The organism is Ruegeria sp., from assembly GCF_965199275.1.
Classification (GTDB): Bacteria; Pseudomonadota; Alphaproteobacteria; order Rhodobacterales; family Rhodobacteraceae; genus Ruegeria.
The window spans coordinates 1-16,037 of record NZ_CBDAQX010000016.1; the positions used below are offsets into that span (position 1 = coordinate 1).

Genomic DNA, 16,037 nt, shown 5'->3' on the forward strand with positions numbered 1-16,037 from the left:
TCTGTCGGCTCCGTGACGGTCTTGGATTTGATCTTCGAATGCTTGTGCCTGATCGCGGCCCAGTCGCGCCAGCGCAGTTTCAATACCGGAAAGACGCCTTAGCACTTCGGTGTCGCGGTCACGTGCTGCGGCTTGTTCCGCCTGAATGGATTTCAAGTGTTCAAGGACGATGCTTTCAGGCATTTTGCGTTTGCTCCTGTTTGTGTCGGGCGAAGGCATCACGGGCAATGTCAGCCTCGCGTCGGGGATAAGTTTGCCCCCCGGCATCGAAGGTGCGTCCCACGTGATCGGCCCATTTGTCGCGCTCGGCATCGGTCAGGCCGTGCCACCACGTCAGGGCGGGTTCCGACTGCTCGTGATCATCAATCATCGGCGGCGCGTCCGTGGCGTCCTGTGCCTTGCGCCTGGCCGCGCTGTGGCGTTCATTTTCAGCCACGGTTTCGCTTGCGTCACGGGGGTCTTTCCATTGCCAGTCGAAGCGCACTGCCACCACGGAACGTCCCAGCTTTTGCGGGGTCATTTTGACTTCGATAGTGCCAAAATCGTTGATTGCTGAAACTGCGGGTTTCAACACTTTCTGTCGAAATGTGTTGAAGCGCTTGTAAGAAGGGCGACTGGATACGCCCATAAGTGCCTTGATCTCATCAAGGCTGAACGTCCAGCTGGGCCGCCCAAGGCGTTTTTTGTCCGCTAGAATAGCGTAAAGCCGCCGCCCATGCCCCGTAAGTCTATGGGCGGCGTGTGTTTCGATTTTGGCAAATGTTTCCGGGGTTCGGAATGTCTGGACGCCGGACGGGGAAATGAGCAGCCGGGCAAGGCTTCCCCCTTCGGAAATTTCCCACTCGGCCAGAATTACCGCACCCCATGGATTGCCCTTATATTCTCCTGAGATTTTCACTTCCGTGAGACGTTCAAGACATTTTCGCAGCCAGATGTTATCGGTTCGCCCGCCCGGTCCGCGAAGTCGTTTAGCGGCTATCTCGACCCATACCGAATTTGGGACCTGGGCGGGCACTCGATCCTCGTCGAGCTTGGCTGCGATCTCCCAGACGACCGCGACCATGGCCGGGGAAAGTGGCTGTTCAGATCGAAGGGCAATAGCGGAACTGGGAACGGTAAGATTTTTCATACGACAACTTCTAACAAATAAAAAAGGTGTCCGCAATAATGGTACCCTACCCCTCCCGGAAGTTGTCGCTACCCCTCCCGGAAGTTGTCGCTACCCCTCCCGGAAGTTGTCGTCAGCCCTCCCGGAAGTTGTCGTGAAGGGGTACAGTGTCAGTGTCGGGTGTCGAGGGGAGCGAAGCGACACGCGACACTCGACACCCGACACTGCGAACGACACGAAACCGAAAAACGACAGCCCCAAAAAAATGGCCCAAAAAAAAATGGCCCCGGAATCGCCCTGTCGAGAGGTCGGAAATTTTCTGAGAGAGGGCCGGGTCGAGAGGTTGCGCAAAAGACCCCGGGAACAGCGCCTGCGGAGAGGCTGGAAAATTCCATCACCAGAGGAGGACCGGGAAGCAGTTTCAAAGAGGCTGTGCCGCTCCCCGGAATCGGCCTGTACGCATGAATGGAACGGTGAGGGGTCATAAGGCATTTTTTTCGTTGAGACATCGGTAAATGGTTGCAGGATGGACTTTGAATGCTCTGGCGACCTCTTTGACGGATTTTCCATTTTCGAGAAGTTGACGGACTGTGTCGCGTTGTTCACTCCCCAATTTAGGAGGGCGTCCAAATATGACGCCACGTTGCAATGCAGCCTTTCGACCGTTTTCGGTTCGACCTCGTATAAGTTCACGTTCGAACTCTGCAATGCCAGCAAACACGGTCAGGATCATGCGGCCTGAGGGCGAGGATGTATTGGCCCAGGGTTCGGCAAGCGATTGAAGTCCCGCGTCTTTTTCTCCGATAACTTCTGCGACGCGTAAAAGTTCAGACGTTGAACGCGCCAAGCGATCAAGACGCGTCACGACAACCGTATCCCCTTTTCTGAGTTGGTTTAGCAACCTTTGCAGTTCAGGCCTCTTTATGCGTGCACCGGAACCCTTTTCCTCGAGCACCGTCTCGCATCCGGTCGCTTCCAGTTCGGCCCGTTGCAAATCAAGTTCCTGGGCGTTCGTTGAGACGCGCGCGTAACCAAATTTCATGCCGCCCCTTCCGAAGTGTCGCAAAAGTTGTCGCAAAAACCGTTTCTTTCGCATCTGTATTTTGCGATAGATAAACCATTGATTCTTCGTGGCCGGATTCGGTCTCGCGAAACTTGAGAGATTTGCGAATGCCGACGCGGTTTTTGAGTGACGCGCAGCGGGCGCGATACGGACGCTTCGACGGGGTTCCCAGTCGAACGCAGATCGCGCGATATTTCCACCTTGATGCGACTGATCGGGACATTATCAATCAGTTGCGTGGCAGCCATAATCGTCTGGGCTTTGCGCTTCAACTCGGTATCGCTCGGTTCCTTGGCGTACTTCCGACAAGGTTCGAGGATATTCCCGATGTCGTGGTTGAAGCGGTGGTCGCACAGCTCGGACTGACCACGATGCCGTCTTTGACCGCCTATGCTGTTGGGCGCCCAAAGAAGCGCCATGCGGCCTTGATCCGGAAAACCTACGGCTTCCGAGACCTGGCCGATGATGCCAGCGCTCGCTTTCGTTTGACGCGCTGGCTTTACACTCTGTGTTGGTCTGGCGATGATCGGCCGAGCCTGCTGATTGACCGGGCCACGGCGTGGATGTTGGCGCGCAAGATACTGCTGCCTGGTATCAGCACTTTGGAGCGCCTTGTTGCCCGCATTCGGGATCGTGCGCATCGGCAGTTGTGGATGCATCTGTCCGATGCGTTGTCGGATATGCAGCGGCAGAAGATCACCGCCTTGCTTGAGGGCGAAGGCGGGTCGCTGCGCAGGCTGGATTCGTTGCGGGCGGCTCCCACAAGACGGTCTATGACAGAACTGCTGCGCCACTTTCATCGCCTTGATGACATTCGCGCCTACGAACTGGCCCCGCATTCGCCTGAAACGGTTCCGAATGCACTCATCCAGCGCCTGGCCAAGATAGCTAGAACCATGCGGCCATCTGCAATCGCGGTTGCCAAGGAGCCGCGCCGAACCGCGATTATCGCCGCGCTGTTTCACACGTTGGAGGCCGTTGCCATCGACGATGCGGTCGAGCTTTTTAGTGCCTTGCTGGCGGATACGTTTCGAGAAGCCAAGGCAGCTCGCAAGCGAAAGAGATTGCGAAGCTTGGGCGATCTGGACGCTGCTGCTCTGACCTTGCGTGACCTGGCCCGGCGCGTCATGACCGATGGCGACGATGATACAGATATGACTTTCCGGTCCTGGCGCGATGCCATCTACGACGAATTGAATTATGCCGCCCTCGTTGAAGCCACTGACCGTGTCGATGTCTTGGCCAAACCACCAGAAGACAAGCCGCTGGAAGAACTGATCGTAAAGTGGCGCACGACGCACACACTGTTTCGCAACCTCCTCGAACGAATAGAATTTGAAGCTTCGCCCAAGGGCCAGCCTATCAAAGCGGCGATCGATTTTCTTCGCGGCATCGAGAACTGGGCAAAAGCTGATATGAACGATGCGCCGACTGAAATCCTGCGTGGAGTCTGGCGCAAATACGCGCTCGATACCAATGGAAAAGTCTCCGACAATAAAGCTTATGTTTTTGCTGTATGCGAGGCTTGGCAGGGGGCACTTAAGACCCGAGACATCTTCGTGCCCGCTGGCATGAGGTTTGATGATCCCAGACGTGGCTTGCTGAGCGGCGAAGCGTGGCAGGCGGTGAAGCCAACTATATGCCGCACACTTGAACGTTCGCCAAATGGAGAAACGGAACTCGCCGTTCTTGCTGACCAACTTGACCAAGCCTATCGGCGGGCGGCGGAAACCTTCGAAGTAAATCCGGCAATTCGAACTGAAATCAAGAAGGGCAAGCCACAGCTCGTCATCACGCCACTCGACCGCATCGAAGAATCCGACAGCCTGAAGAAACTGAAGTTCGCGATGCGGACCAGATTGCCAAAAGTCGATCTCTCGGATGTGCTTCTCGAAGTCGCCAACCGAACCGGTTTTGCGCAGGATTTCACCCATGTCACTGAGCGGCGCGCGCGCGTCGATGGCTTCCAGACAAGCCTGTGTGCCGTATTGCTCGCCGAGGCCTGCAACATTGGCTTCGAGCCGATCACGCAGGCGAGCTTTCCGCCACTTCGGCGCGACAGGCTTTCCTGGATCAGCCAGAACTTCATCCGCTCCGAGACAATCACGGCAGCAAACGCTCGCATCGTTGCCGCCCACAATGAACTGCCGATCGTCCAACATTGGGGTTCTGGTGATGTTGCCTCCGCAGACGGAATTCGCTTTTCCGCTCCACCCACGGTCATCCATGCCGGCCCTAACCCGAAATACTTCAAGACTGGCCGCGGTATCACGCTTTATAACCTTGTCTCCGACCAGTTCACTGGCCTCAATGCCCTTGTTGTGCCCGGAACACTGCGCGACAGCATGTTCATCCTTGCGCTTTTGCTCGACCAGGAAACCGATCTCGAACCCGTAGAAATCATGACCGACACGGCGGCCTACTCCGATATCGTCTTTGGACTCTTTTGGTTGCTTGGCTATCAGTTCAGTCCTCGGCTCGCGGATATCGGTCAGACCCGACTTTGGCGCATCGACCGCAAAGCAGACTATGGTCCGCTTGATTCGCTCACGCGCAACAAGATCAATGTCCGCCTCATTATAGAAAATTGGGAAGACCTGTTGCGTCTGACCGGATCGCTGAAGCTTGGACACATCAATGCAGGCGCAGTCATGCGTACACTTCAGGTGCGCGAACGCACCACGGCACTCGCCAAAGCCCTTGGAGAATTGGGCAAGATCATCAAGTCGCTGCATATCCTCAGATTCATCACTGACGAGGAAACGCGGCGGCGTATTCTGATCCAACTTAACCGTCAGGAGCTTCGCCACAGCCTGGCCAGGCGCGTCTGTTACGGTGAAAGGGGGGAAATTCGCAAACCCTATAGGCAAGGGCAGGAAGAACAACTTGGAGCGCTCGGGTTCACCCTCAATGCTATCGCTTACTGGAACGCAACCTACATGCAGCGCGTACTCGACCAACTCGAAACAGAAGGCTGGAATGTCAGCCCCAATGACATTGCCAGAATATCGCCCCTTGGACACAAACATATCAATTTCCTCGGCAGGCACGCATTCGACCTGCCGGACAACATTGCCACCGGAGAATTGCGCCCTCTCAGAAACCCTAATTCCGAACGGTAGTTTTGCAAAGTCTTATGACCCCTCACCGTTCCATTCATGCGTACAGGCCATTTTGAGCAGATCTGCCTCGAACTCGGCGAATGTGGCGACGATGTTGAAAAACATCTTCCCCATCGGGTCACTGGGATCGTAGATAGCTGCTCCCAGGGCAAGTTTCACGCCTTTAGCTTCGAGTTGATCGCTGATGGCCCGAACATCCGGAACAGATCGGGCAAGACGATCGAGCTTCGTCACGACCAGAGTGTCGCCTTTTCGCACGGCGGCCAGCGCTTGTTCAAGTCCGGGCCGCTCCCGATTGGTGCCGGTCAATCCGTGATCCGTGTAGATGCGGTCCTTGCGAACCCCGAGGTCACTCAACGCTTGCCGCTGCGCGGTCAAGTCCTGACTGTAGGTCGAGCAGCGCGCATATCCGATTTTTTCCATTGCTCGACTGTACGTTTGAACCCCCTTCACTGCAACTTTTATCGGACGGGTTATTTGCGACACTCTGAGACCTTGTTTTCATGGGTGCGGATTCCGAGGTCTGAGTTGTGCGCTGAAGGTAGGTCTATCGAACAGGCAAAAACATAACGAAGGCCCGGGATCTGACCCTCAACACTCTCTCTGAAAAGGTAACACATGGCCCATAGAACTGTTCTGACGAAACGTCAGCGTGATACTCTCTTCGACCTGCCCACTGACCGGGCATCGCTGGAATACCACTACACGCTCGCAGACGATGACATCGCGTACATCAAAACGCGCAGGCGCGCGCAAAACCAGATCGGCTTTGCGCTCCAGCTTTGCGCGTTGCGATATCCTGGACGTCTTCTGAAACCGGGAGAGGTGATCCCGGAAGCCGTATCCAATTACATCGCAGCCCAACTCGGGCTGAAACCTGAAGATCTCTTGCCCTACGCTGTCCGCGATGTAACCCGTCGAGAACATCTCGGTGCCTTGCGCAAAATCTACGGCTACAAGCCGTTCGCTGGCAAGCGCGCGAAGCAGATGCAGTCCTGGCTCGGTCAGCAGGCCGAGGCCGCCGAAACCGGCGAAGGGCTGGTGCGGGTCTTTGTGGAGGAATGCCGAAACCGGCAGATCATTCTGCCGGGGATCACGACCATTGAGCGGCTGTGCGCCGATGCCCTTGTGGCGGCCGAGCGGCGGATTGAGGGCCGGATTGCCGCGCGCCTGGACAGCCGGATGCGCCGCCGCCTAAATGATCTGCTGGGCGCGGCGGAGAACGGCTGGCAGAGTGTGTTCTTGTGGCTGCGCGGTTTCGAGGTTGGCAAGAACACGGCCGATATGAACCGCCTGCTTGATCGGGTGGACGCCCTCAAGGCAATTGAGCTATCGCCTGACGTCCTCAATGACATCCCGCCACACCGGATCAAAATCCTGCGCCGCCAGGGCGAGCGGTACTTCACGGGCGGCCTGCAGGACATCAGCGGCAATCGTCGCCTTGCCATTCTGGCCACCTGCGTGGTGGAGTGGTCGGCCTCCATCGCAGATACCGTTGTCGACACCCATGACCGGATCGTAGTCAAGATGTGGCGGGAGGCGAAGAAACTCAGCACGCTACACTTCGAACAGGCGCAGGCAGATATCGCCAACACACTGGTCGGGTTCCAATCATTGGGAACGACCTTGCTGATGGCCCGGGGCGATGAGGCGGCCCTGCGCGGTGCCGTCGATGCATCCTGCTCATGGGATGGATTGGAAACACTCGTGGCGATGGCGACCCAGTTGATCAAGCCCGCCATGGCCGAGCCAATGGATCACATCGAAAAGGCTATTCACTGTTTCAAACTCTATGGCAAACGCATGTTGAGAGCGCTGGATATCAGGGGTGCCACCGTGGCCCAACCGCTGCTCGACGCTGCGACGGTCATCCGGGAAGACGCAGATATCCCGACCAAATCCCGGGCCTTTCTTCCAGCCCGCTCAAAGTGGGACAAACAGCTGCGCAAGCCGGAAACCAACGAGCAGCGGCTTTGGATCGTGGCGGTGATGTGCCGCTTGCAAGAAGCCTTCCGGTCCAACGATATCTGGCTGGATCATGCCCGCCGATATGCCGATGACAGGAAAGTCCTGGTGCCGCTGGAAGCGGCGAAGACGATGCCAGGTCTTGATCTTCCGCTGGATCCCGAGGTCTGGCTTGAGGATCGCAAGCATCGGTTGCAGGTTGGTCTGGAGCGGCTTGCGGAGGCTGTCAGGGACGGCACCCTTCCCAACGGCCTCATCGAAGCCGGTGAGTTGCGCATTGAACGCCTCAAGGCGGATGTTCCGGCGGAAGCTGCCGATCTGGTTCTCGATCTCTATCGGCGCCTGCCCCCTGCGAAAATCACCGATATCCTTCAGGACGTGGCCGAAGCCACAGGCTTCACGGACGCGTTCACCCATCTGCGCACAGGCGCACCGTGCAAGGACATCATCGGACTGCTGACCGTGCTTCTCGGTGAGGGCTTGAACGTTGGTCTGAGCAAGATGGCCGCCGCGACCGCCGACCATGAGTATTCCCAGCTCTCCCGTCTGTCGCGTTGGCATGTCGAAAGCGATGCGATCAACGAGGCGCTGGCCATCGTTCTCGACGCGCAGTCCAGGCTTCCCATGGCCCAATACTGGGGTTCGGGTCAGACCTCATCCAGCGACGGGCAGTTCTTCCCGACCACGCGCCAGGGCGAAGCAATGAATCTCATCAACGCCAAGTACGACACGCATGTTCCGGGGCTGAAAGCCTACGCCCATGTGTCCGACCTGTACGGGCCGTACTGGATCAATTCGATCCCGGCCACTGTGAACGAGGCACCATATATTCTGGACGGATTGTGCCTGAGCGAGATCGGCAAGAAGATCAAGGAGCACTACGCCGACACGGGTGGGTTCACTGATCTCGTATTCGCCGCCTGCGCGCTGCTGGGCTATCGCTTCATTCCCCGGATCCGCGATCTGAAATCCAAGCGGTTCTACGTCTTCGATCGTAAAAGCGTTCCCAAGGAACTCAAGTGCCTGGTCGGGGGCAAGGTCCGGGAACAAACCTTCATCGACAACTGGGGCGATGTGCTGAGATGCACGGCCACGATGCGGTCCGGGAAGGTACCGCCAAGCCAGCTGCTGAAGCGATTGTCAGCCCGGCCGCGCAAGAACGATTTGGCCATCGCGATGCGGGAAATCGGACAGATCGAACGGACACTGTTCATCATCGAATGGACCCTTGATATGGACATGCAGCGCCGCTCTACTGTCGGGCTCAATAAAGGCGAAGCGCACCATGCGCTGAAGAATGCCTTGTGGATCGGCCGTCGGGGCGAGATCCGCGATCGGACCACGGAAAGCCAGCATTTCCGCCTGGCTTGCCTCAATCTGCTCACGGCGATCATCATATTCTGGAATACGGACCAGATCGGCAAAGCCATCCTGCAGCGGCAAAGCGAAGGCCTAGACACGCCCGAACACCTGCTCAGGCACATATCGCCCTTGGGATGGGAGCACATTCTGCTCATAGGTCAGTACATCTGGCGAGAAATGAGGCACAAAATCGCTTAGCGTACGATTTATCACTGTCCCGTAATCGACCCCACCCTTGGCACTATGTGCCCGTCCTCAAGCGCAAGCCTGGCGCTCTGCGCAATGGAGCACCGTTCCGTGACTGGGACCTACCACCGGCAATGACGCAGATCTGGACCCATCTGCGGGGCACATCCGACGGAGACCGGCAACTTGCCGATATTCTTTTCGCTGCTTACCAGCACGACATTGATGTGGTCGAGGCTGCCTGCGAAGAAGCTCTAAAATCTGGCCTGCGCAAGGCCGATGCGATCCTGAACATTGTCTCTCGGCGCACCAATCCCCCGCCGCCAAAGGCGATTGAGCCGCCTGCCCACCTGCAGCTGAAAATGGCACCGATCGCGGATTGCGCTCGCTATGACAGGCTTGGAGGCTCCCATGCAACTGCGTAAGGAAATTCTCGAACTTGCCCGTCAACTGAAGTTGCCAGGCATCGTCAACTGCTTTGACGAAGTGATGCAGGCCGCAGCCAAAAACAACTGGCGGCCCCAACAGGTCGTGGCCGAACTCCTCACGGCCGAACTGGCCGAAAAGACTGCGCGCTCGATCCGGTATCAGATGGGTGCCGCAAAGTTCCCGGTCTGCAAGTCCTTACCTGAGTTCGACTTCACGGTCAGCCCCGTCAACGAGGAAGTCGTGCGCAATCTTCATGACGGCGATTTTATGGACCAGGCCAGGAATGGCGTGCTGGTCGGTGGAACCGGATCGGGCAAAACGCATCTCGCAACAGCGATCGGGGGCCACGCGGTCAATAACCGCCGGCGGGTCAGGTTCTTCAGCGCTGTGGATCTCGCGAACAAGCTGGAGGCTGAACATCGCGAAGGCAACGCCGGGCGGCTCAGCGAGCAGCTGATCCGCGTCGACCTCGTGATTATAGACGAACTCGGTTATCTGCCGTTCGCAGAGTCTGGTGGACGATTACTCTTCCATCTCATCAGCAAACTGTACGAGCGAACGTCTATTCTGCTAACAACCAACCTCGCATTTGCTGAATGGCCGAGTGTGTTCACAGATGCCAAAATGACCACTGCTCTCCTGGATCGACTGACACACCATTGCGATATCATCGAAACCGGGAACGAAAGCTGGCGAATTAACCACCGCGACTAACCTCGAAATCGGGGAATAAATTCAAAACAGACAGCAGGTCAAACCTTCAGTCGAGCTACGCTCTCTTTTCGGTTTGACCTGCTGTCCACCCCCTCCTGAATCAACCTAAACACGACCCCCTCAACGCCCCTCTTAGCTCCAAGGGGGGTCAAATTTGGACGCCGATGGGGGGTCATTATTCAATGCCGATGTCGCTAACACGCGATATGTCCGGTGTATGTAACATGCGATCTGTCCGGTTCTATTCTGTCTCTGAGAGGAGGCGTTATGAACCGAGCAGAAGTGTTACAGGAAGTTCGACTGATGAAGTTTGAAGATGTGTATTCGCGGCGAAGCGCGAACAAGCTGACGCAAGAACAGGCGGCTGAGATACTGGGTGTATCCGTGCGCACCGTCAGGCGTTGGGAGGATCGATTTGAGGCGGATGGTGCAGAAGGTCTGTACGACCGTCGGCTTGGCAAACTGGCCAACAATCGTGTTGCCACGGATAAGGTCATGGAGATGCTTGAACTGTTTGATACCAAGTACTGGGATTACACGCCGAAGCATTTCCACGAGAAGCTGGTGGCCCACCATGGTTTCACACAGAGCTACAACTGGGTGCGGCTTACACTGCAGCGCCACGGCCGGGTTCAGGCAGCACCCCGACGAGGTGCCCATCGGCGCAAGCGGCCCCGCCGTCCGATGGTTGGCATGATGTTGCATCAGGACGGCTCCAGCCATGAATGGGTTCCGGGTCAGTGGTGGGATCTGATCGTCACCATGGACGATGCCACCAACCGGGTTTATTCGGCATTCTTTGTCGAGGAAGAAGGGACGATGAGCAGTTTTCAGGGGCTGACAGAGGTGATCGAGGCGCAAGGTCTGTTTTGCTCGCTCTATGCCGATCGGGGCTCTCATTACTGGCATACGCCCGAAGCGGGCGGCAAAGTGGACAAGGACAATCTGACCCAGGTCGGGCGCGCCTTGCAGCAACTCGGCATTGAGCTGATCCCGGCCTATTCACCGCAGGCCCGTGGACGGTCTGAACGCATGTTTGGCACGTTCCAGAACCGATTGCCGCAGGAACTGCGGTCCCATGGGATCACAACCATTGAAGAGGCCAATCAGTTCCTGAAAGAGGTCTATCTTCCCGAACACAATGCCCTGTTTGCAAAGGAGCCGGAGGATACGACCTCGGCCTTCGTGCCGTTTACAGGCAATGTGCGCGACACCCTGTGTGTGCAGGAAGACCGCGTCGTCGGCAACGACAATACGGTGCGCTACAAGGGCCTGGTCATGCAGATCGCGGCAGACAGGCACCGTCATCATTTCGTCAAGGCGAAGGTCAGGGTCCACGAATACCCCGATGGTCAACTGGTCATCTTCCACGGCCCGAGATGCATTGGCCGCTACCAGCCTGACGGATCACCCATCACACAGGAGGATAGCAAACACAAAGTCGCGTGACCCGCTTCGACGTGGCGCGAACGCGGTGGCCCAAATCTACGGTCGCCTACGGCTCCCTCCGAATTGGGCCACCGCGCAATCAACTGAAGCGGACAATTGGCATGTTACCTACACCGGACAATTCAGAATGTTCTCGACACATTATTCAATGCCGATTGACACACGTGTATTTGCGATCCTATAATAATTTGGGCTCAGAATGAGCTCTGTATTGATCGCACAGCAATACCGAAGCGGATATCATCTATCGGCTACATCAGGGTTAAGTTTTCCATGCTTCCGCATTTTGTTGGCAGCCTACCAACTCATTTTGAATATCACTCATCCAAGGGTATGGGCTAGATCAAAGACAGTCGCTAGCAGGCCTCCCTATTCGGCGTGCGACAAATTCCTGCGCCCTTTGAGCAACCGATCACCTTCAGGAATAACTCTGCTCATCCACTTTCGTCCAGTCTGTGTTCAGGCAATAAATATCATGCTGGTTGGACTGATCATACTAGGGATGGCCCTTGGGGCATTCACGGCTATTGGCGTATTGATATTCGGTCACGGTATTATTGCAGCCCTGATTTTCTATATTACTGCCGGGATCCTCCCGCTTCTGATGGTCTGTATCACACAAGCCGTCCATTCCGGAGCATGCCAAACTAAAAAAGAGTCATCCGGCCGGGGCGCGCTTTCTCAACCACCCCAAAAACGCTTTGTCCGGGCTTCTAAGGGGCACACGGCCAGATTTAGCCCAGAAAGCCCGCCAATCGGCTTCAAGCGCGTAGACATCCTGACCCGGCGCCAAAACGCGAGCTTCCTCTAGTGTGGCCGGGGCCAGCAATAGAGCACCCCCCTCCACCTCTACCACCACATCCCGACGGCTGACGCGGATAATGTCACCTGGTTCCTCCTCCAGATGATAATCAGGCAAGTGATCAGCAGCAATCATGTCACGTACCATCTTGCGGAACACCCGGCGCGGTGAGGCTGAACCGGATTTCTTCAGCAGCGTCTCGACCGAGACCCGCCAGTCGGGCTGACGTCCGCAATGCTTGCGCGCCAACTCATAGATCCGTCGCTCCAGCGGTTTGCGAAGGCGAAAGTAGTCGCGACTGAGTGTCAGCACCGATTTCTCCAACACCGCTCGGAACAGCCAATCCGACAATTTAACCGAAACGCTGACCATCCGCCCTGCCCGCGTGTGGCGCACGATCTCCCAGCTTTCGATCAGGCCGAAGCCTGTGGTCGTCTCAACCCCACCGGTGAACATATTGGTGGTGATGCGGGTACCGGCCAGCCGTTCAAAAGCTTCGCGCAGCCGCTTGTAGCCATCGCCCGAGGTTTCCCGATTGGTCGCCACAAGCAGGTCATGAGCCTTGAGGTGCAGCACCCGGCTGACTGCGCGGCCTGCGTTGATCGCAGCCATCAACTGACTGATGCAGAAGATCAGGATGTCCTTGTCGTGGATCGTCGCCAACCCCCGGACCGAGGGTGTGACGGTGATCTCGACCCCGTTATGCTCATAGTTCAGGATGCGCCGATCCGGGCGTGTGGAGAGCGAGAACATCGGATGCTCCATCGATCCCATGTCCGTCTTGGGTAGAGAATCGAAGATATCGCAGACAAAGAAATCCGCTGTCGGATACCTCTCGGGCAACAGCCCCCCTGCCCCGGCAGGGATATCCGCGCTCATGAAAAATCACTCAGAACTGAAACGTTCCAGCCCATACCTCTGCCCCTGATCTGCCCGAATCTTTTTTCGTGGTTTTATTGACGCTTACCCTAAAGTTATCCACAGACCGGGTAAAGCGCAGGATCGTGGGTTCAGAGTCAGAACAACGTGGGATCAGAGTCACTTGATCGTGGGTTCAGAGTCACTATACCTCGAAAAAGCACCTAAAATATATTGTTTTTCAATGCTTTATGTTACCGGTATCCACACCGTAACTAATAAATAACCTTATTCTAACTAAAAAAAATCGACAAGACCTAAAACCCACCGATTTCTACACTTACAGCCCTTTGATTTTCTTAGAAAATATCAGTTGATGCCGTTAGTTCTTCCATATGTCATGTTTTGTGATACTATGGTAAAAACACAGCATATCGAGCAGAAGAACATGGCTTTATCTCCGAAAGACGGGCTTCCACCCTATTTCAATATTGATCCCGACACCGCCCTTGCTGAGCTGGGGGATCCTTCAACCACCGCCAGTTTTGCAACTATTGCTGGGGCTTGCTCTCAAGGGCGCGGAGACCTCGCGAGCCGGGGATTGGAGAATGGAAAAACACGACAGTTGCGTTTGTTCTCCACCTGGGAAATCACCCGTTATCTGATCCCGGTTGCGGCCCCCCATTTCCGTCGGGTCCTGAAGGCCAACCCGGATCTGCCTCAGGGGCGATCAGAATCCGAAGGCGGCGCCAAATGGTTCACCTTGGATGAGGTGCTGCGATTGCGCACTCATTTTGCTTCAGAAGGATCGAAGGCAAAAGAGTACCGCCCTTATCGGCCCGGAGGTCTACCTGCCAAGCTTGTTTCAGTTGCCAACTTCAAAGGCGGCGTTGGCAAGACCTCGACTTGCGCGCATCTGGCGATGTCAGCGGCACTGGATGGCTACAAGGTTCTGGTGATTGATCTGGACAGCCAGGGTTCCATGACCTCGATCTTCGGTGGCAAGGTCACCGATGAATGGCAGACAGTATTTCCCCTGCTGGCGCGTCACTATGCCGGATATCTGCGCCGCGAAAACCAGGGGCGTCTGGACCGGGGTGAGACGCCCCACCCTATCGATGACACGCTGATGGAGGCGCTCGATACGCGTGCCAGTGGCCTTATCCAGAAAACGCACTGGCCCAATATTGATCTGATCGGGGCACAATTAAACCTCTACTGGGCCGAGTTCCAGATCCCCGTCTGGCGGATGCAGGCCCGCGGCTGGAAGCTGTGGGATGCTCTGACGGAAACGCTCGAGGCGGATGGCGTTCTGGATGACTACGATCTGATCTTCCTCGATACCCCCCCTGCCCTTGGCTATCTGACGATCAACGGGCTGGCGGCGGCCGATATCTTGCTGGTCCCGATGGGGGCTTCGTTTCTGGAGTTCGATTCCACGGGGCGGTTCTTTGACATGCTCCATTCGACCTTTCAGTCGATCGAGGAGGGCGAAAACATGGCCGCCCGTGCCCTGGGACGCGAAGAAATGGCCTTTGAATGGGATGCAGTGCGCACTGTTATCACACGTTATGACGGCACCCAGCAGGCAGAGCTGGCCGGCTTGATGCAATCCTATCTGGGCAGCGCCCTGTCGCCCCATCGGCAGGAATTCACCGCGCTGATCGGTCAGGCCGGAGAACAGGTGAACGGGATTTACGAGGCAGACTACCGTGATTTCAACCGCGAGACCTATGCGCGGGGCCGCGAGACCTTCGATGAAACCTATGCCGCCTTCAAACGGTTGATTCTGGGCATCTGGCGGCGCGAGGAGCTGGCCCGGATCGCTGAAGAGCAGGCCGAGGTGGTGGTATGACCCCCCCTGCCCTGCCGGATGAATGTTTCGCGCGCGAAACACCGGCCACACGCACTTTACGGATCGGTGGTCGGACGACACACAACAGAGTCTATGACCGGCAGATAAGGAGGATTTGACATGGCAAAACGCAAACGACTGACCCCTGCCCGCGCCGACTTCCAGTCTGCCGGAACCCCGGGCACCGCGCCGGAAACGAAATCCATGTTTCCCCCCGTTCAATCTGCGCCCCCTATCGCGCAAGTGGCCGGTGATACGGCGCTGCAGGCTGCTGTTGATGATCTGAGCGCCGAGATCCGCATCGCGCGGGTCGAGGGCAGATTGGTGCAGCAGGTACCGCTGACCGCCATCGAAGAGGCCCATCTAGTGCGCGACCGGATTGCAGTTGATGGGGAAGAGATGTCAGCCCTAGTCGAAAGCATTCGCGCCCGCGGCCAGCAAACCCCCATCGAAGTGGTTCAGTTGTCCGAAGACAGGTTCGGTCTGATCTCTGGCTGGCGCCGCCTGACAGCGTTGAAGGCGTTGCACGCGGAAACCGGAGAAGACCGTTTTGCCACTGTCCAGGCACTGCTCAGACGTCCAGAAAGCGCCTCGGACGCGTATCTGGCGATGGTCGAAGAAAACGAAATCCGCATAGGTTTGTCTTATTACGAACGCGCACGGATCGTCGCTCGGGCGGTAGAGCAGGGGGTGTATCCGGATGAAGGCAGTGCTTTGCGGGGGCTATTCGCTACAGCCAGCCGTGCCAAACGTTCGAAGATCGGTTCTTTCATACCAATTTATCATGCGCTTGATGAAGAATTGAGATTTGCAGCTGCAATACCTGAGCGATTGGGATTGGCTCTGTCCAAAGCTCTCAGAGGAAATCTGAAATTGGGGAAACGTATTGCGCAGAGTTTGAGAAATGCCCCCCCAGAAAATTCTGATGCCGAAGCTAGAGTGATAGCTGGTTTGATAGCCAAAGCCGAGCGTAAGGATAGGCTCCAAGTGCCCGCTGCTGAGGACGGTGTAGACCAGTCTGAAGTAGTAGGTGGTATCCGTATTAAGCCAACAGACCAGGGGCAAAAATTGGTGTTAAGCGGCCCCAGCTTGGATGCTGGTTTCATTGATCGCTTGAAGATCTG

The 16,037-nt window shown here is 56.6% G+C and carries 11 protein-coding genes and 1 pseudogene; 7 read left to right on the forward strand and 5 right to left on the reverse strand.

Going from position 1 to position 16,037, the window contains the following annotated elements:
• The 3 genes from ACOERD_RS13940 to ACOERD_RS13950 all read right to left on the reverse strand — a co-directional run.
• Positions 1-183, reverse strand: a 183-nt coding sequence (locus ACOERD_RS13940) for a hypothetical protein (protein ID WP_419739425.1), incomplete at its 3' end; no start/stop codon positions are given.
• A complete protein-coding gene (locus tag ACOERD_RS13945; protein ID WP_419739426.1) occupies positions 176-1,129 on the reverse strand; it encodes a replication initiation protein in 954 nt (317 codons plus the stop codon). The genes ACOERD_RS13945 and ACOERD_RS13940, both read right to left, overlap by 8 nt.
• 460 nt (positions 1,130-1,589) lie before the next feature.
• Positions 1,590-2,150 carry a recombinase family protein gene (locus tag ACOERD_RS13950; RefSeq protein WP_419737856.1) on the reverse strand — a complete coding sequence of 187 codons (561 nt, stop codon included), beginning with the start codon at positions 2,148-2,150 and terminating at the stop codon, positions 1,590-1,592.
• Between the two features lie 128 nt (positions 2,151-2,278).
• Between ACOERD_RS13950 and ACOERD_RS13955 the strand changes: the two genes are divergently transcribed.
• The gene (locus ACOERD_RS13955; protein WP_419737857.1) at positions 2,279-5,293 is read left to right on the forward strand and encodes a Tn3 family transposase; all 3,015 of its coding nucleotides are present in this window, start codon (positions 2,279-2,281) and stop codon (positions 5,291-5,293) included.
• Positions 5,294-5,341: 48 nt separating this feature from the next.
• Here the strand turns inward: ACOERD_RS13955 and ACOERD_RS13960 are convergent.
• A pseudogene (locus ACOERD_RS13960) lies at positions 5,342-5,716 on the reverse strand (recombinase family protein); the annotation flags it as partial.
• A gap of 195 nt (positions 5,717-5,911) precedes the next feature.
• On the opposite strand from ACOERD_RS13960, the gene ACOERD_RS13965 reads away from it, so the two are divergent.
• The 4 genes from ACOERD_RS13965 (at position 5,912) to ACOERD_RS13980 (ending at position 11,398) form a co-directional block, all read left to right on the forward strand.
• Entirely contained in the window at positions 5,912-8,818 is a 2,907-nt protein-coding gene (locus ACOERD_RS13965; RefSeq protein ID WP_419739318.1) for a Tn3 family transposase, read from the forward strand.
• A gap of 47 nt (positions 8,819-8,865) precedes the next feature.
• The gene (locus ACOERD_RS13970; RefSeq protein ID WP_419739427.1) at positions 8,866-9,231 is read left to right on the forward strand and encodes a hypothetical protein; all 366 of its coding nucleotides are present in this window, start codon (positions 8,866-8,868) and stop codon (positions 9,229-9,231) included.
• Complete coding sequence (istB, locus tag ACOERD_RS13975) at positions 9,218-9,949, forward strand: IS21-like element helper ATPase IstB (protein ID WP_419737606.1); 732 nt, start codon at positions 9,218-9,220, stop codon at positions 9,947-9,949. Before ACOERD_RS13970 ends, istB begins: the two co-directional genes overlap by 14 nt.
• Positions 9,950-10,216: 267 nt before the next feature.
• Positions 10,217-11,398 carry an ISNCY family transposase gene (locus ACOERD_RS13980; protein ID WP_419737631.1) on the forward strand — a complete coding sequence of 394 codons (1,182 nt, stop codon included), beginning with the start codon at positions 10,217-10,219 and terminating at the stop codon, positions 11,396-11,398.
• Positions 11,399-12,056: 658 nt separating this feature from the next.
• Here the strand turns inward: ACOERD_RS13980 and ACOERD_RS13985 are convergent.
• Positions 12,057-13,079, reverse strand: coding sequence for a replication initiator protein A (locus ACOERD_RS13985; protein WP_419739428.1), 1,023 nt, complete (start codon positions 13,077-13,079; stop codon positions 12,057-12,059).
• A gap of 394 nt (positions 13,080-13,473) precedes the next feature.
• Between ACOERD_RS13985 and ACOERD_RS13990 the strand changes: the two genes are divergently transcribed.
• The gene (locus ACOERD_RS13990; RefSeq protein WP_419739429.1) at positions 13,474-14,913 is read left to right on the forward strand and encodes an AAA family ATPase; all 1,440 of its coding nucleotides are present in this window, start codon (positions 13,474-13,476) and stop codon (positions 14,911-14,913) included.
• A gap of 120 nt (positions 14,914-15,033) precedes the next feature.
• Positions 15,034-16,037, forward strand: a 1,004-nt coding sequence (locus ACOERD_RS13995; RefSeq protein WP_419739430.1) for a ParB/RepB/Spo0J family partition protein, incomplete at its 3' end; no start/stop codon positions are given.

Bases quoted from the DNA above. Each gene is read 5' to 3' on its own strand.
- ACOERD_RS13945 (WP_419739426.1), bottom strand. From the start codon at position 1,129: ATGAAAAATCTTACCGTTCCCAGTTCCGCTATTGCCCTTCGATCTGAA.
- ACOERD_RS13980 (WP_419737631.1), top strand. From the start codon at position 10,217: ATGAACCGAGCAGAAGTGTTACAGGAAGTTCGACTGATGAAGTTTGAA.
- ACOERD_RS13950 (WP_419737856.1), bottom strand. From the start codon at position 2,150: ATGAAATTTGGTTACGCGCGCGTCTCAACGAACGCCCAGGAACTTGAT.
- ACOERD_RS13955 (WP_419737857.1), top strand. From the start codon at position 2,279: ATGCCGACGCGGTTTTTGAGTGACGCGCAGCGGGCGCGATACGGACGC.
- ACOERD_RS13990 (WP_419739429.1), top strand. From the start codon at position 13,474: ATGGTAAAAACACAGCATATCGAGCAGAAGAACATGGCTTTATCTCCG.
- istB (WP_419737606.1), top strand. From the start codon at position 9,218: ATGCAACTGCGTAAGGAAATTCTCGAACTTGCCCGTCAACTGAAGTTG.
- ACOERD_RS13965 (WP_419739318.1), top strand. From the start codon at position 5,912: ATGGCCCATAGAACTGTTCTGACGAAACGTCAGCGTGATACTCTCTTC.
- ACOERD_RS13985 (WP_419739428.1), bottom strand. From the start codon at position 13,079: ATGAGCGCGGATATCCCTGCCGGGGCAGGGGGGCTGTTGCCCGAGAGG.